This is a genomic window from Stenotrophomonas sp. TEPEL (genome assembly GCF_004348785.1).
GTDB classification, from domain to species: domain Bacteria; phylum Pseudomonadota; class Gammaproteobacteria; order Xanthomonadales; family Xanthomonadaceae; genus Stenotrophomonas; species Stenotrophomonas indicatrix.
Window position 1 is genome coordinate 2,937,894 of sequence record NZ_QQXJ01000001.1, and the last position, 19,267, is coordinate 2,957,160.

At 66.9% G+C, this 19,267-nt stretch carries 18 protein-coding genes; 15 read left to right on the forward strand and 3 right to left on the reverse strand.

All coding sequences use genetic code 11. The features are described 5' to 3' along the window. Positions 1-65 precede the first annotated feature (65 nt). Entirely contained in the window at positions 66-746 is a 681-nt protein-coding gene (nfi, locus tag TEP_RS13335; RefSeq protein ID WP_132825589.1) for a deoxyribonuclease V, read from the forward strand. A gap of 27 nt (positions 747-773) precedes the next feature. Here the strand turns inward: nfi and TEP_RS13340 are convergent, their stop codons facing one another. Continuing rightward, positions 774-1,748 (reverse strand): cation diffusion facilitator family transporter, encoded by a 975-nt coding sequence (locus TEP_RS13340; RefSeq protein WP_025873771.1) that lies wholly within the window; start codon positions 1,746-1,748, stop codon positions 774-776. Between the two features lie 221 nt (positions 1,749-1,969). Between TEP_RS13340 and TEP_RS13345 the strand changes: the two genes are divergently transcribed. Beyond that, complete coding sequence (locus TEP_RS13345; RefSeq protein WP_132825590.1) at positions 1,970-2,896, forward strand: hypothetical protein; 927 nt, start codon at positions 1,970-1,972, stop codon at positions 2,894-2,896. A gap of 45 nt (positions 2,897-2,941) precedes the next feature. Here the strand turns inward: TEP_RS13345 and TEP_RS13350 are convergent, their stop codons facing one another. Beyond that, a complete protein-coding gene (locus TEP_RS13350) occupies positions 2,942-5,188 on the reverse strand; it encodes a TonB-dependent siderophore receptor (RefSeq protein ID WP_132825591.1) in 2,247 nt (748 codons plus the stop codon). A 287-nt stretch (positions 5,189-5,475) separates the two neighbouring features. On the opposite strand from TEP_RS13350, the gene TEP_RS13355 reads away from it, so the two are divergent. Continuing rightward, positions 5,476-6,891, forward strand: coding sequence for a GGDEF domain-containing protein (locus tag TEP_RS13355; protein ID WP_132825592.1), 1,416 nt, complete (start codon positions 5,476-5,478; stop codon positions 6,889-6,891). A gap of 40 nt (positions 6,892-6,931) precedes the next feature. Here the strand turns inward: TEP_RS13355 and TEP_RS13360 are convergent, their stop codons facing one another. Continuing rightward, positions 6,932-8,113, reverse strand: a complete 1,182-nt coding sequence (locus tag TEP_RS13360; RefSeq protein ID WP_132825593.1) for an MFS transporter — start codon at positions 8,111-8,113, stop codon at positions 6,932-6,934. A gap of 79 nt (positions 8,114-8,192) precedes the next feature. On the opposite strand from TEP_RS13360, the gene TEP_RS13365 reads away from it, so the two are divergent. The 12 genes from TEP_RS13365 to TEP_RS13420 all read left to right on the forward strand — a co-directional run bounded on the left by TEP_RS13365 (position 8,193) and on the right by TEP_RS13420 (position 19,174). Beyond that, entirely contained in the window at positions 8,193-8,642 is a 450-nt protein-coding gene (locus tag TEP_RS13365) for a helix-turn-helix domain-containing protein (RefSeq protein WP_032976028.1), read from the forward strand. Between the two features lie 74 nt (positions 8,643-8,716). After that, positions 8,717-9,841 carry a metallophosphoesterase gene (locus tag TEP_RS13370; protein ID WP_132825594.1) on the forward strand — a complete coding sequence of 375 codons (1,125 nt, stop codon included), beginning with the start codon at positions 8,717-8,719 and terminating at the stop codon, positions 9,839-9,841. Positions 9,842-9,972: 131 nt separating this feature from the next. Next, the gene (locus tag TEP_RS13375; protein WP_025873777.1) at positions 9,973-10,644 is read left to right on the forward strand and encodes a response regulator; all 672 of its coding nucleotides are present in this window, start codon (positions 9,973-9,975) and stop codon (positions 10,642-10,644) included. Further along, entirely contained in the window at positions 10,641-12,020 is a 1,380-nt protein-coding gene (locus TEP_RS13380) for a sensor histidine kinase (RefSeq protein WP_132825595.1), read from the forward strand. Before TEP_RS13375 ends, TEP_RS13380 begins: the two co-directional genes overlap by 4 nt. Positions 12,021-12,099: 79 nt before the next feature. Continuing rightward, complete coding sequence (locus tag TEP_RS13385; RefSeq protein ID WP_132825596.1) at positions 12,100-12,936, forward strand: alpha/beta fold hydrolase; 837 nt, start codon at positions 12,100-12,102, stop codon at positions 12,934-12,936. 1 nt (position 12,937) lies between these two features. After that, positions 12,938-13,297 (forward strand): EamA family transporter, encoded by a 360-nt coding sequence (locus TEP_RS13390; protein ID WP_025873780.1) that lies wholly within the window; start codon positions 12,938-12,940, stop codon positions 13,295-13,297. Next, positions 13,294-13,692, forward strand: a complete 399-nt coding sequence (locus TEP_RS13395; protein WP_025873781.1) for a DMT family transporter — start codon at positions 13,294-13,296, stop codon at positions 13,690-13,692. The genes TEP_RS13390 and TEP_RS13395 overlap by 4 nt, the downstream gene beginning before the upstream one ends. Continuing rightward, on the forward strand, positions 13,689-14,891 hold the full coding sequence (locus TEP_RS13400) for a DegT/DnrJ/EryC1/StrS family aminotransferase (protein ID WP_132825597.1): 1,203 nt from the start codon (positions 13,689-13,691) through the stop codon (positions 14,889-14,891). Before TEP_RS13395 ends, TEP_RS13400 begins: the two co-directional genes overlap by 4 nt. Before the next feature lie 162 nt (positions 14,892-15,053). Further along, positions 15,054-15,740: an MtnX-like HAD-IB family phosphatase gene (locus tag TEP_RS13405; RefSeq protein WP_132825598.1), complete on the forward strand. Its 687-nt coding sequence runs from the start codon at positions 15,054-15,056 to the stop codon at positions 15,738-15,740. Positions 15,741-15,788: 48 nt separating this feature from the next. Continuing rightward, positions 15,789-17,189, forward strand: coding sequence for an aminotransferase class III-fold pyridoxal phosphate-dependent enzyme (locus TEP_RS13410; protein ID WP_132825599.1), 1,401 nt, complete (start codon positions 15,789-15,791; stop codon positions 17,187-17,189). A gap of 32 nt (positions 17,190-17,221) precedes the next feature. Continuing rightward, positions 17,222-18,286, forward strand: coding sequence for a GNAT family N-acetyltransferase (locus TEP_RS13415; RefSeq protein WP_132825600.1), 1,065 nt, complete (start codon positions 17,222-17,224; stop codon positions 18,284-18,286). 3 nt (positions 18,287-18,289) lie between these two features. Then, positions 18,290-19,174: an arginase family protein gene (locus TEP_RS13420; RefSeq protein WP_132825601.1), complete on the forward strand. Its 885-nt coding sequence runs from the start codon at positions 18,290-18,292 to the stop codon at positions 19,172-19,174. Positions 19,175-19,267: the final 93 nt, after the last annotated feature.

The following is a 19,267-nucleotide window of genomic DNA, read 5'->3' on the forward strand; positions in this document are numbered from 1 at the left end:
GTGGCCATTGTAGCCCCGGCGCCCGCTCACCGCGCCGTGGCGGTATGGATGTCATCCTGCGGCCGATGAATACACTGATCGACCCCGGGCGCTGGGAAGGCAGCGTCAGCGCCGCCCGCGAACAGCAGAAGCAGCTGGCCACCCGCGTGCAGCGGCAGGACCGGCTGCCCGCTACCGTGCGCTGGCTGGCCGGGCTGGATGTCGGCTTCGAGGAAGACGGCGCGATCACCCGCGCTGCGGCCGTGTTGCTCGACGCGGACACCCTGCAGCCGGTGGCGCAGAAAATCGCCCGCATCCCCACCGTGATGCCCTATATCCCGGGCCTGCTCAGCTTCCGCGAACTGCCGGCGCTGCTGGCTGCGTTGGCGTTGCTGCCGCGCGCACCGGACCTGGTGTTCGTCGATGGCCATGGCATCAGCCATCCGCGCCGGCTGGGCATTGCCGCACACCTGGGCGTGGTGACCGACCTGCCGAGCATCGGCGTGGCCAAATCGAAGCTGGTGGGCCGCTTCATCGAGCCTGACCCCGAGGCCGGCGCGCACGCGCCGTTGCTGGACGGCGGCGAGCAGCTCGGCTGGGTGTTGCGCAGCAAGCTGCGCTGCAAGCCGCTGTTTGTCGCCGGTGGGCATCGGGTCAGTGCCGATACCGCGCTGGCCTGGGTACAGCGCACGCTGCGCGGCTATCGCCTGCCCGAGCCGACCCGGCTGGCGGATCGGCTGGCCTCGCGGCGCGACGAACGGAGGTAGCGCCGGGCACCGGCCGCCACACCCGCTTCAGCGATGCACGTGACCGCGATGGCCCTGCGCATCGGCAGCGGCATGGTCGTGCCCGGCGTGATCGTCGTCCTTGCCCGCCGACGGCTGGCCACAGGCTTCGCCGCAGTGGTCGGCTTCGATCTGCAGGGTCACGTGTTCGATACCGAAATCATCGTGCAGGCGATCACCGAGTTCGCGCCGCAGGCGGTCGGCGTCGTCGCCTTCGCGCATCACGATGTGCGCGGTCAGTGCCGGCGTGCTGGACGCCAGCGCCCACACGTGCAGGTCATGCACGTCCAGCACTGCGTCGTGGTCGGACAGGCGGTCGCGGACCCTGGCCACGTCCATGCCCTTGGGCACGCCTTCCAGCAGCACGTTGATGGCCTCGCGCATCAGCACATACGTGCGTGGCAGCACCCACAAACCGATCAGAACGGCCAGGATCGGGTCGATCGGCTTCCAGCCGGTCCATTGGATCAACAGCGCGCCGGCGATCACCGCCACCGAGCCGAGCATGTCGGCCCACACTTCCAGGTAGGCGCCCTTCACGTTGAGGCTCTCGCCGCTGCCGGCCTGCAGCAGGCGCATGGAGATCATGTTGATCACCAGGCCGACCGCGGCAATCACCAGCATGCCGGTGGAGGCGATCTCCTGCGGTTGGCGGAAGCGACCGATGGCTTCCCACAGGATGTAGCCCGCAACCACGAACAGCATTGCGCCGTTGATCATCGCGCCCAGTGCTTCAAGACGTGCATAACCGTAGGTGCGGCGCGCGTCCGGCGGGCGCCGGCTCAGCCGCACGGCCACCAGCGCGATCATCAGCGCCAGGGTGTCGGTAGCCATGTGCGCGGCATCGGACAGCAACGCCAGACTGTTGGTCCAGAACGCACCGACCACCTCCACCACAAGGAAGGTGGAGGTCAGGCCGAGCGCCCACCACAAGGGTTTCTCGTGGCGGATCTCGGATGGCAGGTGATCGTGGTCGTGCCCCATGGCAACAGCTCCTTGGTGATGGGAGTCAGGCTACGCCGGCGGGTGTCGGGAAACTATCACGCTGTTTATAACATTGCAGAATCCGCGACGCGGGTCGCTGCGGCTTGCGCCCGTGCCGCGTCACACTATGATGGCCGCATCCCCTCTGGACGGGGACGGGCAGCCGGATCGCCTCGGCGCCGCTGCCCGCAATGGACATACAAGCACAAGGAATCCGGAACATGTGGACTACCAAGACTCCCTGGGTCGCCGTCGCCGTGGCCTGTGCGCTGGGCATGGCCGCAAGCGCCTCGGCAAAGACGTGCCAGCAGAATTTCCGCTCGGTAGGTGACCCCCGCAACGGCCAGTTCTTTACCTCCGAGGTCACTCTTCCCGGCCTGAAGCCGCGCAGTGCGCTGGGCCAGCTGCGCAAGGCGGCACTTGATGAGGGCAACAATTTCGTCAGCGGTGACGTCATCACCGAGACGGAAGGCCAGATGTACGTGCTGCAGACCGACACGAAGGTGCCGCTGGTCAGCGTCATCACCGCCTCCAATGGCGGCAACGTAGCGGTCGGCACCAAACTGTCGCGGGGGCAGACCGCCAAGGAAGAGGACGCACGCAGCGCGCTGTGTGGCTGGCTGGACAAGCTCAAGACCGGCCCCGAGGGCGAGGCGATCGCCGAAGCCGTGCGTATCTCCAGTGGCTTCGACAAGCCGATCCAGGCCACTGCGGTCGGCATGTCCACCGAAATGGGCAAGGACTCCAAGCGGCTGCAGCGGGAAATCAACACCGCACCGCTCAAGGCGCTGTTCTCCGGCGCCAGCACCCCGCCCGACACGGAAGCAATGTACCAGCCATTGCTGATCAAGTATTTCGGCCGTCGTTTCATCATCGATGGCCAGGTCTACACCGCCCAGCCCAACCGCTTTAGCAACACCATCGAGGTGGGCTATCTGGTCACCAAGATGAAGGGCATCGGTGGCATCGGCGGCCGCCAGTCGAATGACAGCAACAACGCCAATTTCACCGTGAGCTGTGCGTTGGCCCCGGATCAGATGGCGCTGGGCGCCACCCTGCGCGAGAACGACTGGGTGAAGCTGGAAGGCGTGGTCGACAGGATGGACACCGGTGGTGTCCACCTTCGCGATTGCCGCCAGGTAAAGTAAGCCACCAGGCTGCGCCGGAACCGTCCCGGCGCAGCGCTCATCGGGTCAGAAGCCGAAACGCAGGCTGGCCCAGTACGCGCGGCCGGGCTCGTTGTAGGTCGCCGCACCGGCGTCACTGCTGTTGGCCTCGCGGAACAGGCGCTTGTCGGCCAGGTTGTTGACGCCGAAGCCCACGCTGACCGTGTCGGTCACCTTGTAGCGCGCGCTCACGCCCCAGACGTTGTACGCGCCGCGGGTCTGCAGCACGGTGGACGCATCGCAGTTGGCGGTGCAGCGCGGATCGTTGTTGATGTTGGCCGTGGCCGGTTCCTGCTTGCCGTAGAAGGTGCCGGTCAGCAGCAGCGACAGCTGCTCGGTGGCCTGCCAGTCCAGCATGGTGTTGACGGTGTACTTGGGAATCACCGACAGCGGCTGGCCGGTGCTCTTGTTTTCGTTCTCCACCATGTAGGTGAAGTTGTTGCTCCACTTCAGGCGGTCGCCCTGCTCGCCCAGCAGCGGGATCACCAGGTTGCCCTCGAGCCCCTGCACGATGGCCTTGGGTGCATTTTCCCAGCGGAAGATGCGGCCCTTGCGGTCGGCCGTCAGGCCGATCTGGGTGTAACCGGCCTGGATCTTGTCCTTGTAGTCATTGTGGAAATAGGTCAACGAGGCCTGCCAGCCGCTCTGCGGTGCCCACTCCACGCCCAGTTCCTTGTTGAGGCTGGTCTCTGCTCTGAGATCCGCATTGCCCTGCATGTAGCAGCCGGCGCCCAGGCTCGGCAACGCGTTCGGGCAGCCGTTGCCACGGGTGTAATACAGATAGTCCGGGTTGGACTGGTAAAGGTTCGGCGCCTTGAACGCGCGCGCGATGCCGCCCTTCACCACCCAATCGCCGTTGAGCCGGAACTGCGCGTTGAGGCTCGGACTGGTGTTGTTGCCGAACTGGCTGTGATGGTCGAAACGCAGGCCCGGGGTCACGATCCAGCGCTCACCGAGGTAGATGTTGTCTTCCACGTAGACGGCGGTGGTCTGTGCATCGGCCTTGCCGCGTGCGCGATCGGCCGAAAGGCCCGGAATGCCCCCTCCGCTGCTGCTGGACTGGCTCATCGAATAGGGATCGGTCAACCGGCTGTCGAGGTATTCGAAGCCCAGCGTCCACACGTTTTCCGCACCGCCGAGGGTGGTCGGGAAGCTCACCTCGCCGTCAAGCTGGTAGTTGCGCAGGCGCGAGGTCGACCAGTCGGTGCCATTGAAGCTGCCTTCCGGGCCGCCGGCCAGGCCTTCGTTGATGCGCGAATTGTTGACCCCTTCCACCGCTGCCGTCAGCCGCGAGCTGACATCGCCCCAGCGTCCGCGATGGGTGATCGCGCCGGTGGTGCGGTACATGCGGTTGGTCTCGGCCTGCTGCTCGGCCAGTGCGGCCAGGTCGACGCCGGTGGAGGTACCCGTGGTACTGACCGCACGATCGCCGGCATAGATGTTGCCCTGGCGGCTGGTACCGGCCTCGAACTCGACCACCTGGTTGGCGGTGACGTCCCAACGCAGCAGCGCGTTGACGTCGCGGTTCTTGACGCCTTCGCGGCCCGCCGGCGGTACCGCATTGGCACCGGTGGCGAAGTCGCGGTTGAGATCCAGCGAATCGGCATCGGTCTTGTTGAGGTTGCCGTACAACCGGAACGACAGCGTGTCGGTCATCGGCCCGCTCAGCTGCAGGCCGAGGCGCTCGCTGCCGCCCTCGGCACTGTGTTCGGGCACCAGGCCGTACAGGTCGACCGCACCGGTCAGGTCGCCGGTCGGGCGCTTGGTGATGATGTTGACCACGCCACCGGAGGCACCCGAGCCATAGCGTGCCGCTGCCGGGCCGCGCAGCACTTCGATGCGTTCGATCATTTCCGCCGGCACCCAGTTGGTATCGCCGCGCGTGTTGCGCTCGCCACTGCGGCCCATGCGCACCGCGTCGCGCGCACCCACGCGCTTGCCGTCGATCAGGATCAGGGTGTTTTCCGGCCCCATGCCGCGCAGATCGATCTGCCGGTTGTTGCCGTACTGGCCCGATGCACTGTTGCCGGTCAGATTGACGCCGGGCATCGTCCGCAGCAGTTCGGCGATGTCGTTGACCGGCGGCCGCTTGGCGATGTCCTCGGCGGTGATGGTGGACGTGCCCAGCGCCTGCCGCGCGATCTGCGAGGCAGTGACATGCACGGTGTCGATATCGGTGGCATCGGTTTCCGCATGGGCGGTGACGGCAGCGGTGGCCAGCAGCGCAGCGACGGCAAGCGCCAGCGGGCGCGGTGACAGAGTGTTTGCAGGCATGTTCTGAACCTTCTGGCAGGGCAACGGAAGCCTCTGGCATAGGGCACGAGGCGGCGACAGGGGAGGCGGAACGATCACTGCGGGATGCCCGCATGCCGGTTCCTGCCGTCATTTTTTCATAAATGCGATTGATTCTCAAATGCGTCAACGCATTGCGGCATCGGCCGGCATGTGCTTCATCCGCGTTTTTCGGCCTGCATGGCGCTTAAACTGGCTGGCTTCCCTGCCATCAACCGTCGACAGTCGCGGCCGATACCGTGGTCTGTTGTCCGCCGTTAGAGATCGATGTGGATACACCCCAACTGGACGAAGCCAGCCAACCGCTGGCTCAGGCCTGGCAGCAGTCTCTGCAGCTGGCCGGCCCCGCCGCCGCCGCGCTGCTGCATGCCGTGGCCGCCGATGCACCGCCGACGCTGGCGCAGCGCTTCTACGAAGTGCTGCTGCAGGACACGCGTGCGCGCCGCTTCCTGTCCCACGACCAGGTCAAGCAGCGCCTGCAACCGGCGATGCAGCGTTGGCTGGCCCAGCTGCTGACCACCGATGCGGATGGCATTGCCGCTACCGTCGCCGCACAACGGGTGATCGGCGATGTGCACGCACGGGTCGGTATTCCGGTGGACCTGGTGGCCCGCGGTGCGCGCGTGCTCAAGCACGAGCTGTTCATCCGCCTGCGCGCCGATGCCGCTGACAACGACACCGCCTTCGCCGCCATCGATTGCCTGAGCGCAATCATGGACATCGCCATGGAAGGCATGACGCTGGCCTATACGCACGCCCGTGAGCGCTCTTCGCGCACCGATGCGGCGTACCGGCTGTTCTCGCTGGTGCAGAACGTCAGCACCGAGCGCGAGCGCCAGCGCGCCCTGCTGCTGGATTGGGAAAACAGCCTGCTGTACACCCTCGCCGGCCATGCGAGCGGTGCCGACAACGCCAGTCTGGCGAGCTCGGAATTCGGCCTGTGGTTCACCCACAAGGGCATTCCCAGCTTCGGCGAAAGCAGCGAGACGCAGCAGGTGGGCCAGCTGATGGCACGCATCGACAGCCGCCTGCAGCGCGCCACCGATGAAGATCCGGCACGGCGGCTGACCGCCCTGCCGATGATCCGCGAAGACCTGGCCACCATCCGCAACCTGATGACCCTGCTGTTCGAACGCATCGGTGAACTGGATGCGGGCAGCGATGCGTTGACCAACCTGCTCAACCGGCGCTTCCTGCCGACCGTGCTGCGCCGTGAGATCGAGTTGTCCACGCGCAACCACACGCCGTTCTCGTTGTTGCTGCTGGACCTGGACCATTTCAAGGCGATCAATGACGGCCACGGTCATGACGCCGGCGATCGCGCGCTGCAGCACGTCGCCGCCCTGCTCGGCCAGCAGACCCGAGGCAGCGACTACCTGTTCCGCTACGGCGGCGAGGAGTTCGTGGTGGTGCTGGTGGCGGCAAGCGAGTCACAGGCGGAGGTGATCGCCGAAAGCCTGCGCCGGCAGATCGCACAATCGCCGATCACCCTGCCCAATGGACAGACGCTGGCGCTGACCGCGAGCATCGGCGTGGCCGGACACGATGGGCATCCCGATTACGAGCGGCTGATGGCGCGCGCCGATGCGGCGATGTATGCCGCCAAGCGACAGGGCCGCAACCGGGTGGTGGTGGCCGACGACGCACTGCCGGACGCGCCGGGACGACGCGCGCTGCAACGTTGAGCCTGCAGCGCGCGTGACGTGGCGTCGGACGGTCTGGACGCTACGCAGCGTCCTTGCGCGGTATGCGCCACGTCGCCCACCACGTCAGTGCCAGCAGCGCGATGCCCGCGCCCAGCGCGCACACCGCCGGCCACCCATGGCGCGCCTGCGTCCAGGTGCCTGCCGCAGCCCCCACACCGCTGCCCACGGCATAGAACAGCATGTACAGCGCCACCAGGCGTCCATGCTGTTCGGCCGGTGCACGCAGCAGCAGGGCCTGGTTGGACACATGCAACGCCTGCCCGCCCAGATCCAGCACCACTACGCCCAGCAGCAACAGGGCCAGCGAGTGCGGCAGGCCCAGCAGCGGCACCCAGGCGACCAGCAGCAGCAGCAGCGCCCCCAGGCTCACCCGGTGGGCAAGGCCACGATCCATCCAGTGCCCGACCCGCGCTGCCAGTAGTGCGCCGATGATGCCGGCCAGGCCCAGCGCGCCGATGGCGGCGGTCGACCAGTTCAACGGCGGCGCCGACAACGGCAGTGGCACCGCGGCCCAGAACACGTTGAGCCCGGCAAACAGGAACAATGCCAGCGGCCCGCGTTCGCGCAGCGCGCGATCCTGCCGCAGCATATCGGCCATCGAACGCAGCAGGTTGCGCCACGACGGCGGCATTGCGGGCACCGGCACGTGCGGCAGACGCCGCCACAGCAGCAGTGCCAGCGCCGCCATCAGCAATGCCGACAGCAGGTACACCGCGCGCCATCCCGCTACGGCGGCTACCGCACCTGAGACCACGCGTGCCGACAGGAGGCCGATGAACACGCCGCCCTGGACCATGCCGACCACCCGCCCGCGTTGCTCCGGTGCAGCGAGGTTGGCGGCGTAGGCGATCAGTCCCTGGGTGAGCGCGGTACCCAGCAGACCCGCCAGCAGCATGCCCGACAGCAACCACGCGGTACTGCGGGCGGCGGCCAGCCATAGCAGTGCCACCACCAGCGCCAGCAGTTGCACCCGCAGCAGTCGACGGCGGTCGCCACGGTCGGCCAACGGCAGCAGCCCGAGCAGGGCCAGCACGCTGCCGGCCTGGGTGGCGGCCAGCACTGCACCGGCTACGGCGGCATCCAGGGCGAAATCGTGGGCCAGGCGCTCCAGCAGCGGCTGCGCGAAATAGACATTGGCCACGCTGGCACCGGCAGCAATGGCGAGCAGGCCCAACACGGGGCGGGACAGAGAAGGCTTCATCAGTGTAGTTGCATTTTGAAACCAGGTGCACGGTAGCGCCACTGGTTTTAAACTGCAACCACAATCGAGGGAGTCCGCCATGCACGCCAACAGCCCCTGCCCCGTGGCCCGCAGCGCCGATCTGCTCGGCGACCGCTGGGCGTTGCTGGTCATCCGCGATGCCTTCGATGGCGTCAGTCGCTTTGGCGATTTCCAGCGCAGCCTGGGCGCGGCGCGCAACATCCTCAGCGACCGCCTGCGGCGCCTGGTCGAGGCGGGGCTGCTGGTGCAGCAGCCCGCCGCCGATGGCAGCGCCTACCACGACTATGTGCTGACCGCAGCCGGCCAGGACCTGTTTCCGCTGCTGGTGGCCCTGCGCCAATGGGGAGAACGGCATTGCTTCGCTGCTGGCGAAGCGCACTCGCAACTGATCGAATCCAGCAGCCGCCGGCCACTGCCCTACATGCAACCCCATGGCCGTGACGGCCAGCCCGTGCGCGCCGCCGATACCCGCGTGCGCAAGCTCAAGGGGGAAGGCGGCCGGGCCTGATCCGCCCGTTCGCGCACACCGGTGGCGTCCGTGGGCGGTTAGCATCGCTCGTCTCCTGCCGCTGGATGCCGCCGATGCCGAACCACGCCCGAACCCTGTCGATCCTGCTGCCACTGGTCCTGCTGCTGGCCGCACCACTGGCCTCTGCCCGCGACGTGGCAGCACCCGCAGAGCACGTGGACAGCGACGGTCCTTACCTGTTCCGTGAAGGCGCGCAGCTGAAAGCGCAGTGGATCTGCCAGGACCAGGTGGAAACCCACAGCGTGCAGGCCGGAACCGATGGCACAGAGGTTGCCGCGCGCTGCGGCTACCCGCATGCGGTGCATGTGCTGCCACCGAACGCGCCGTCGGCATCGGTGCTGCCGGCGGTGCCGCGCATCGTCGCCGTGTCCGACATCCACGGCCAGTACGCGCTGCTGGTCCAACTGCTGCGCGCCAACCGGGTGATCGACACGCAGGACCGCTGGGCACTGGGCACGGATACGCTGGTGATCGCCGGCGACGTCTTCGATCGCGGCCCGCAGGTGACCGAAGCGTTCTGGCTGCTGTATGGCTTGCAGCAACAGGCAGCCGCCGCCGGTGGCGCGGTGCATTTCGTGCTCGGCAACCACGAGACCATGGTGCTGTACGACGACCTGCGTTACGTCAATCCGAAGTACCTGCGCAGTGCGCAGCTGCTCGGTCGCAGCTATCCGCAGCTGTATGCTGCCGACTCCGTGATCGGCCAGTGGCTGCGCACGCGGCCGGTGCTGCTGCAGATCGGCGATACCCTGTTCCTGCATGGCGGTATCTCGCCCGAAGCGGTGCAGATGGCATTGCACCCGGCCCGCACCAATGCCGCCTACCAGGCCTCGCTGGGCATTCCCAAGGCCGAGGTGAAGGCAGACCCCGCCACCGCGCCGCTGTACGACGGCAAGACCAGCCCGATCTGGTACCGCGGCTACTTCGACGGGCGCCTGGACAGCCAAGGCGTACAGGCGGTGCTCGACCGTCTCCAGCTCAAGCGCATCGTGGTCGGCCACACCTCGATGCCACACGTCAGCAGCTTCCACGACGGCCGCGTGATTGCCATCGACAGCAGCATCAAGAATGGCGAGAACGGCGAACTGCTGTTCATCGAGGACGGCAAGCTCAGCCGCGGCCTGCTGGACGGATCGCGGGTGCCGCTGGCCAAGGGCCAGCCTGGCCTGCAGGACTGAACGAAGGGCCAGCGCCGGGTGCGCCTGGGCCCCCCGCGCCTGCCACCTCCACCCCGTTTGCCGCTACCCTCGGCAGCCGAGAGGCCCGCCCTGTCCAGCGGGCGGCCCATCCGCCCCCAGGAGCCCCGCGCATGCGCGTACTCATCGCAGAAGACGACCCGGACATCGCCTCTGGCCTGTGCGCCTCGATGCGCCGGCAGGGCCACGTGGTCGACCACGTGGACAACGGCGCGCATGCCGATGCAGCCCTGAACTCCACCCAGTACGCGCTGCTGGTACTGGATCTGGGCCTGCCGCAGCTGGATGGCCGCGACGTGCTGCAGCGGTTGCGCCAGCGCGGCGATGGGCTGGCCGTGCTGGTGGTCACCGCACGTGATGGCCTGGCCGAGCGCGTGCGGGTGCTCGACCTGGGGGCCGACGACTACCTGGTCAAGCCCTTCGCGCTGGACGAATTCGAAGCACGCGTGCGCGCACAGCTGCGCCGGGTCACCAGCAACGGCAACCCCGACCTGCGCATCGGTCGGCTGCGCCTGGACCTGACCGGCCACCGCGTATGGATAGACGAGCAGACACTGGAGCTGACCGCGCGCGAATTCGGCCTGCTGTCCGCCCTGGCGGTACGTGCCGAGCGCATCGTCTCGCGTGCGCAGCTGGTGGAGGCCCTGTGCGACTGGGGCCAGGACCTGACCGACAACGGCCTTGATATCGCCCTGCACCGCCTGCGCCGCAAGCTGCAGCCGGGCGGCATGGGCATCCGCACGGTGCGCGGGCTGGGTTACATGCTGGAAGACGCCAGCGCGTGATCAGCGGACCGCCCAGCCTGCGCCGGCGCCTGCTCGCCTTCCTGGCGCTGCCGATGCTGGGCCTGCTGGCCTTCAACACGCTGCTGGCCTACTACATAGCGCTGGACTACTCCAACCGCATCCACGACCGCAACCTGACCGACGACACCGTATCGTTCGCACAGATGCTCAGCACGATGCCGGTCAGCAGCGACCTGTCTCCGCAGGCACGTTTTCTGATCGAGTACGACCCCGACGGTCATCGCTACTTCAACGTCGACAGCAGCCGCTTGGGCACCATCGCCGGCAATGCGGATTTCAGCGCCTATGCGCCCTCGCAGGACTGCAGCGGCATCCATCCGGCGCTGTACGAGGGTGAATTGAACGGCCAGCAGGTGCGCATGTCGACGGTCTGCACGCAGGCGATGAACGATCCGCAGGACCAGCTGGCGGTGACCGTGGCCGAAAGCATGGCCGACCGCCGCCAGCGCGCACGCGAAATCCTGATGATCGTCATTCCGCTGATGGCCATGCTGGCGCTGGGAATGGCCGCGCTGGTCTGGTTCGGCGTCACCCACGGCCTGCGTATCCTGACCCCGCTGACCTCGCGCCTGGCCCAGCGCCGCGGCGAGCTGGCACCGATTTCCGACGCGGACGTGCCCGAGGAAATCCAGCCCCTGATCAGCACCATCGATGGCCTGTTCGCGCGGCAGGCGGAAATGATCACGCTGCAGAACCGCTTCATTGCCGATGCCGCCCACCAGTTGCGTTCGCCGCTGGCGGGCATGGCACTGCACGTGGACCAGGCACTGGCGCACGGCGATCCGGAGACCGTGCGCGAAGCGCTGCAGAACATCCGCCGGCTCAACCAGCGCACTGCACGCGTCAGCACCCAGCTGCTGGCATTGAGCCGTGCCCAGACCGTGCCGGAGACGGTGGAGGCGCTGGATGTGTCCGAGTTGGTGCCGCAATGGGTGGGCATGCGCGTGCCCGAAGCGATCCGCGATGGCATCGACCTGGGCTACCTGGGTCCGCAGCAGCCGGTGCGGATACTGGGCAACGGTGCACTGCTGCACGAGGCGCTGGACAATCTGATCGACAACGCCCTGCGCTACGCCGGCGCGGATGCGACCGTCACCGTCGGTGTGCAGGCCCTGGACGACAACGATGTCGAGCTGTACGTCGAAGACAACGGCCCGGGCGTGCCCGAGGACGTGATGTCGCGGCTGGGGGAGCGCTTCTTCCGTGCGCCCGGCACTGCAGCCAGCGGCACCGGCCTGGGCCTGGCCATCGCCCATGAGGCCGTCGAACACCTGGGCGGACGCCTGGGCTACCTCAACCGCCCCGCCGGTGGCCTGAAGGTGTCCATCACCATACCGTTGCTGAAGGGCCCTTGATCCAGACGGATCGTTGAAAGGTTGCCGAAAATCGCGCTTGCGATGCTGACCTTCCCGACTGCCGCGCTGGAGCCGACTGGTGCCTGCATCCCATGAGTTCTTTCTTCCCGGTGGCCCGCAGGGTGTGCTGCTGATCCATGGCCTGACCGGCACGCCCGCCGAAATGCGCATGCTCGGCAAAGGGCTGAACAACGCGGGCTTCAGCGTGCATGGCGTGCAGTTGCCGGGTCACTGCGGCAGCGTCGAAGACCTGCTGCAGACCCGCTGGGAACAGTGGTACCAGGGCGTGGAAGACGCGGCGGCGGACCTGCGTGGCAAGGTCGACCAGCTGTTCGTCGGCGGCCTGTCGATGGGCGCGGTGCTGGCGCTGGCGCTGGCCGCGCGGCGGCCGGACTGGGTCTGCGGCGTGGGGGTATACGGCGCCACCTTCCGCTACGACGGCTGGAACATTCCGGCGGTCGCTCGCTTCTCGTTCCTGCTGCCGTGGTTCAAGCGCCTGGGCATCGGCCGCGACCGCATGTTCATGGAAGAGCCGCCGTACGGCCTGCGCGACGAGCGCCTGCGTGCACAGGTCAGCGCCGCCATGCTCTCTGGTGACAGTGCCGCTGCCGGCCTGCCAGGCAACCCGTGGCATGCCCTGGCCGAAATGCGTGCACTGAGCACCTGGACACGACGTCACCTGCACCAGGTCACGGCACCATGCCTGGTGATGCACGCCCGCGAGGACGACGTGGCCAGCATGGGCAACGCAGAACTGGTGATCTCGCGCGTCAGCGGACCGACCGAACTGGTGGTGCTGGAAGACAGCTACCACATGATCACCATCGATCGCGAACGGCGCGAGGTGATCCGCCGCAGCGCGCGCTTCTTCAGCGACATCGGCGAACGTGCGGGCGTGCTGCAGGCGGTCGCCTGAGATGGGATCGCTTGCGACCCTCCTGTGGCTGGTCAACGTGGTGCTCGACACCGGCGGCCAGTTGGCCTTCAAGGCGGCCGCCAGCGACCCGCAGGATGGCGAAGGCCTGCAGCGCTGGAAACACATGTTCGGCCGTCCCTGGCTGTGGCTGGGCATCGCCTGCTATGTGCTTGAATTCGTCGCCTGGATCGCTTTCCTGTCGCTGGTGCCGTTGTCGCAGGGCGTGCTGCTCGGCTCGATCAACATCGTCGCGCTGATGGTGGCCGGCCGCATCCTGTTCCGCGAGCGGCTGACGCCGCTGCGGGTGACCGGCATGCTGCTGGTCAGCGCCGGCGTTGCCGTGGTCGGAGCCGGAACATGAGGCGGCTGTACCTGGTCGGCTTCCCGCTGCTGATGGCCTTCGACACCCTGGCCCAGCTGTGCTTCAAGTACGCCGGCGACGCCGCGCTGCCGGTCGAAGCCAACAGCGCATGGCTGCTGCGCGTGCTGTCACAGCCCTGGGTATACGGCGCGATGCTCGGTTATGTCGGCGCGTTCTTCACCTGGATGAGCCTTCTGCGGCACGCGCCGATCGGCCCTGCGTTCGCGGCCTCGCACCTCGAAGTGATCAGCGTGCTGCTGCTGTCGGCGTGGCTGCTGCACGAACCGTTGACGCTGCATCACCTGATCGGTGCGGTGCTGATCGTGGCCGGCATCATCTGCCTCGGCCGCGCCGAGGCCGATGATCCGCATGCTGTTACCGAAGCAGCCCCGTGAGCCTGCTGTCGCGCGAGTTGCCTCCCACCGCTGGGCTGCCCCTGCAGGCCGGCGATTTCCTTCCCGGTGGCGGTGACCTGTGCACGATTCTCGCCGGGCAGCTGGGCACGCCGCCGCTGCAGCTGACCTGCTCGGGCACCCATGCCCTGCTGATCGCCCTGCGCACCCTGCGCAGGCGCGCGCCGCAGCGCGATACGGTGATCCTGCCGGCCTATACCTGTCCGCTGGTACCGATTGCCGTGCACAGCCTCGGCCTGCGCATACACCTGTGTGACACCCGCCGCGACCATTTCGATTTCGACCCGGTGGCGCTGCACGCCGCAGCCGATGCACGCACGCTGGCGATCGTGCCGACGCATCTGGGCGGGCGCATCGCCGATGTTGATCGCGCATGTGCCATTGCGCACCGCGTCGGTGCGTGGGTGATCGAGGACGCTGCACAGGCACTGGGTGCACGCGTGGCCGGCAACAGCGTCGGCCTGCGCGGCGATATCGGCTTCTTCAGCCTGGCCGCCGGCAAGGGCCTGAGCCTGCATGAGGGCGGCCTGCTGCTGACACGTGATGAAGCACTGCGCGCGGCGTTGATCGAGCAGGCCGCACGACACACGCCCTTCAACCCGCGCTGGGAATTGATCCGCAGCCTGCAGCTGCTGGGCCTGGCGGCCTGCTACCGCCCTTCCCTGCTGTCGCTGGTGTATGGAAATCCGCTGCGGCGTGCCCTGCGCCGTGGCGACCTGGAAGCTGCGGTGGGTGATGTGTTTCCGTTGGCTATTCCGCAGCATCGCGTCAGCCGCTGGCGGCAGAACGTCGGTGCACGCGCAGCACAGCGCCTGCCCGCCTTCCTGCAGGCCGCCCGCCTGCGCGCGCTGCAGCTGCGCGTGCAGCTGGAATCGCTGCCTGCCGTTGAAGTGGTGGATGGGATGCCTGGCACTCTTGGCACCTGGCCGATGCTGATGCTGCTGCTGCCCAGCGAATGTGCGCGCGACAAAGCGCTTTCATCGCTGTGGCAGCGCGGCCTGGGTGTCAGCCGCATGTTCATCCATGCATTGCCGGACTATGCCTATCTGCGAGGCGTCGTTGCAGACGCGCACGCACCCAATGCCCGCGACTTCGCCGCCCGCTCCCTGACCGTGGGCAACAGCCCTTGGCTGACCCACGAAGACGCCTGCGAGATCGTGAAGGTACTGGCTGGCCAGTAGTGGCTGAAGCCGGGCAAAGACTGCTTCGCGCTCACTGGCTGAACGCTTCCCGAGTGCCTCCGTTCGGGCTTTCAGGTGGAAAGGAACGAGAAAGACGGCCTGCCTACATTGGCCCCGTCGCCGGCATCGTGCCAAGGCTTCTCTTCATCGACGGAGCTGCCCATGCAATGGAGCATCCTGTGTGACTTCGATGGCACCATCAGCCTCGAGGACGTCATCGATTCACTGCTGGAAAACTTCGGCCAGCCCGGTTGGCAACAGCTGGAAGACCAGTGGCGCTCCGGCGAGATCGGTTCGCGTGAATGCATGCAGGGCCAGGTCCGCCTGCTGAAGCTGGATCCGGCCACCCTCGATGCACACCTGGACCAGGTACGGATCGATCCGGGCTTCGCCGCCTTCGTCAATCGCGCGCAGGCGTTGGGCCTGCCACTGCGCATCGTCAGCGACGGCCTGGACTACGCAATCCATCGCATCCTCGCCAACCACGGCCTGCCGCCGCTGCCTGTGGTGGCCAACCACCTGCGCTGGTGTGACGACCATTGGCAGCTTGAATCCCCTTACCAGGCCGAAGGCTGCCGCAGCGGCACCTGCAAGTGCACCTGCGCGGCGCAGGCGCGTGCTGACGAAGCTCCCCGCGTGTTGATGATCGGCGATGGCGCCTCGGATTTCTGCGTGTCCGAACACGCCGACTTCGTGTTCGCCAAGCGTCGCCTGATTGCCCATTGCACCGACGCCGGCATTCCCCACGCTGGCATCGATACCTTCCACGACGCTACTGCGCTGCTGCCGCGCCTGCTCGACGGCACTCTACTTCACCCCTCGCTTCCGCGGCTGCTCGCCACCGCCTGATCGCTCCGCCCGTTGCTTCCTTCGAATGCCCTCTCCGGAACCGAACCGATGAATATTTTTGACAAGAACGCCGATGCCGCCATCACCGATGCCCAGCTGCTGGCAGACGAAGCCCGCTACAGCTCCTTCGGCGACACCGTGCACTACGTTGATCCGCCGAAGATCTTCCAGCGCTGCGAAGGCAGCTACATGTTCGATGCCGCCGGCACCCCCTACCTCGATCTGCAGATGTGGTACTCGGCGTGCAACTTCGGTTACGCCAACCAGCGCCTGAACAATGCGCTGAAGGACCAGATCGACACCCTGCCGCAGGTCGCCAGCCAGTATCTGCACCCCACCCGTGTGCAGCTGGCCAGGACCATCGCGGTGGACATGCACGAGAAGTTCGGCCTCGATGGCCGCGTGCACTTCAACGTGGGTGGTGCGCAGGCGGTGGAGGATTCGCTGAAGATCGTCCGCAACGCGCGCAACGGCAAGAGCCTGATGTTCGCCTTCGAAGGCGGCTACCACGGCCGCACCCTCGGCGCCTCGTCGATCACCTCCAGCTACCGCTACCGCCGCCGCTATGGCCATTTCGGCGAACGCGCAATGTTCATCCCGTTCCCGTATCCGTTCCGTCGCCCGAAAGGCATGACCCCGGACGAGTACTCCGACCAGTGCGTGCACCAGTTCGAGCGCCTGTTCGAAAGCGAGTACAACGGCGTGTGGGACCCCAAGGTCGGCCAGGCCGAGTACGCCGCGTTCTACGTCGAGCCGATCCAGGGTACCGGCGGCTACGTCATTCCGCCGCGCAACTTCTTCAAGGGCCTCAAGCGCGTACTGGACAAGTACGGCATCCTGATGGTCGTCGACGAGATCCAGATGGGCTTCTGGCGCACCGGCAAGCTGTGGGCCATCGAACACTTCGATGTCACCCCGGACGTGCTGGTGTTCGGCAAGGCGCTGACCAATGGCCTCAACCCGTTGTCGGGCCTGTGGGCGCGCGAAGAGCTGATCAACCCGACCGTGTTCCCGCCGGGATCCACCCACTCCACCTTCAACTCCAATCCGCTGGGCACGCGCCTGGGCCTGGAGGTGCTGAAGCTGGGCAAGGAGATGGACTACGAGCGCACCGTGCCGGAGAAGGGCGCCTACTTCCTCGACGGCCTGCGCGGCCTGCAGAAGCGCCATCCGGAAATCGGCGATGTCGATGGCCTCGGCCTGGCACTGCGTGCGGAAATCTGCGCCGCCGATGGCTTCACCCCGAACCGTGAACTGCTCGACCGCATGGTCGACATCGGCCTGGCCGGCGACCTGCTGCACGACGGCAAGCGCATGGGCCTCGTGCTTGATGTGGGTGGCTGGTACAAGAACGTGATCACCTTCGCGCCCTCGTTGAACATCACCTACCAAGAGATCGACCTGGCGATCACCCTGCTGGACCAGCTGCTGACCAAGGCCAAGGGCTGAGCGGGAATGCGCTGCCGGTTCCCGTGCCCCGCATGGACATGATGCCGCGTGTATCCAGCACCGCGCTGGAACCGGCCGCGCTGCTGGACGGCTTCCTGGCCCACCCGCCCCTCGGGTTCGATGCCAGCCGCCTGCCCAGCGGCCTGCCCAGTTTCCGTGCGCCATTGGATCTGACCACAACCCTGGACGATGCACTGCGCTCGCGCCTGCTGGGGCTGCCGCTGTCGCGCCTGTGGCGGCCGTGGCTGACCTGGCAGACGCGGTTCATCGGTGCCACCAGCACCGAGTACACCCCGCTGCCGGGGCGTGTTTCTGCGGCAGCACTGGCCGACGACGTGCTGCGCCATGGCGTCGGTGACAGCCGGCTGCTGGTGGTCAAGGATCTGGCGGTCGAGTCGCCCTTGCTGGACGATGCCGCCAACGCACACAGCCGCGCCTTCCTGCAGGCGCTGGAAGCACGCGGTTTCATCCCGCTGGAAGGCATGCCGCTGGCATGGGTGGCGATCGATTTCGATTGCATCGACGCCTATCTGGCGCGCCTGTCCGCAGGGCGTCGCAAGAACATCCGGCGCAAGCTGCGCTCACGCAGCAACCTGCAGATCGACTGCATCGCCACCGGTGACCCTGCCCTTGCCGAACCACGGCTGCAGGCCGAACTGCATGCGCTGTACCTGCAGGTGTATGCACAGAGCGTCGTGCATTTCGACCGGCTCGACCTGCCCTTCTTCCAGCACCTGCTGGCAGACACGCAGGGACAGGGGCGCTTGTTCCTTTACCGCCACAACGGCGAGCTGATCGGCTGGAACCTGTGCTACGTGCATGCCGGCAAGCTGGTGGACAAGTACATCGGCCTGTCCTATCCGCAGTCGCGCGACCACAACCTGTACTCGGTCAGCTGGATGCACAACCTGGAATACGCGTTGCAGCACGGCCTCAGCCACTACGTCGCCGGCTGGACCGATTCACGCATCAAGGCTGAACTGGGTGCTCGCTTCACCTCCACCGTACACGCGGTACATGCGCGTTCGCCGCTGCTGCGCGCCGTCCTGCGCAGGCTGGCCCCGCACCTGCAGGCTGAGCCGGATGGAGGAGGCTGACCGATGCAACTGCGTCCGCCGCTGATCCTCGACCTCGACGGTGGCGTCCTGCCATTGCCGCAGGCACGCACGCTTGCGCTGCAGCACTGGCATGACCCGCTGCGCTTTGCCTGCCGCAACGCCACGCTGTCACGCTTCGCCACTGAAGTTCTTCGGCCGCTGCCGGCACAGCTTGGCACGGTCATGCTCGGCAGCGGCGACTTCCACCATCTCAGCCTGCCGCTGCTGCAGCGCCTGCACACGCGTGCCCCGTTCCAGCTGGTGGTGCTGGACAACCATCCGGACAACATGCGCTTTCCCTTCGGCATGCACTGCGGTTCCTGGGTGAATGCCGCCTCCACGTTGTCGCAGGTATCGCATGTGCATGTGCTGGGCATCACCTCCGCCGATATCGGCCTGGGCCACGCGTGGGAGAACCACTGGCGGCCCCTGCTGGGGCGGCGGCTGACCTACTGGTGCATGGATGTGGATGTGGGCTGGGCCGGTCGCATGGGCATGGCAGATGCCTTCCGCCGCTTCGACCATCCCGAGGCCCTGGTCGCCGCGTTCGCCGCCGAACAGGCGCAGGCCCCTCGGCCGACCTACCTGTCGATCGACAAGGACGTGTTCGCTGAAGATGTTGCGCGCAGCAACTGGGACCAGGGCCGCTTCCAACTTGAACACGCACTGATGGTGATCGAGGCCCTGCGCACCGGTGGACTGGTGGGCAGCGACATCACCGGCGAGGTTTCACTGGCCAACTACCAGAGCCGTTTCAAGCGTTGGTTGTCATCGCTGGATGGGCAGCCCGACGTCAGCGCCGATGATCTTCCGGCATGGCAGCAGCAGCACCAGCAGGTGAACCGCGAACTGCTGGCGGTGATGGCCGCAGTGCCGGTGGCCTGCTGAGCAGGGGTAGTGCCGGCCGCTGGCCGGCATCGCCAACCAAGGTTGGCAACTACCGGACCCAGGCAGAGTCGGTAGTGCCGGCCGCTGGCCGGC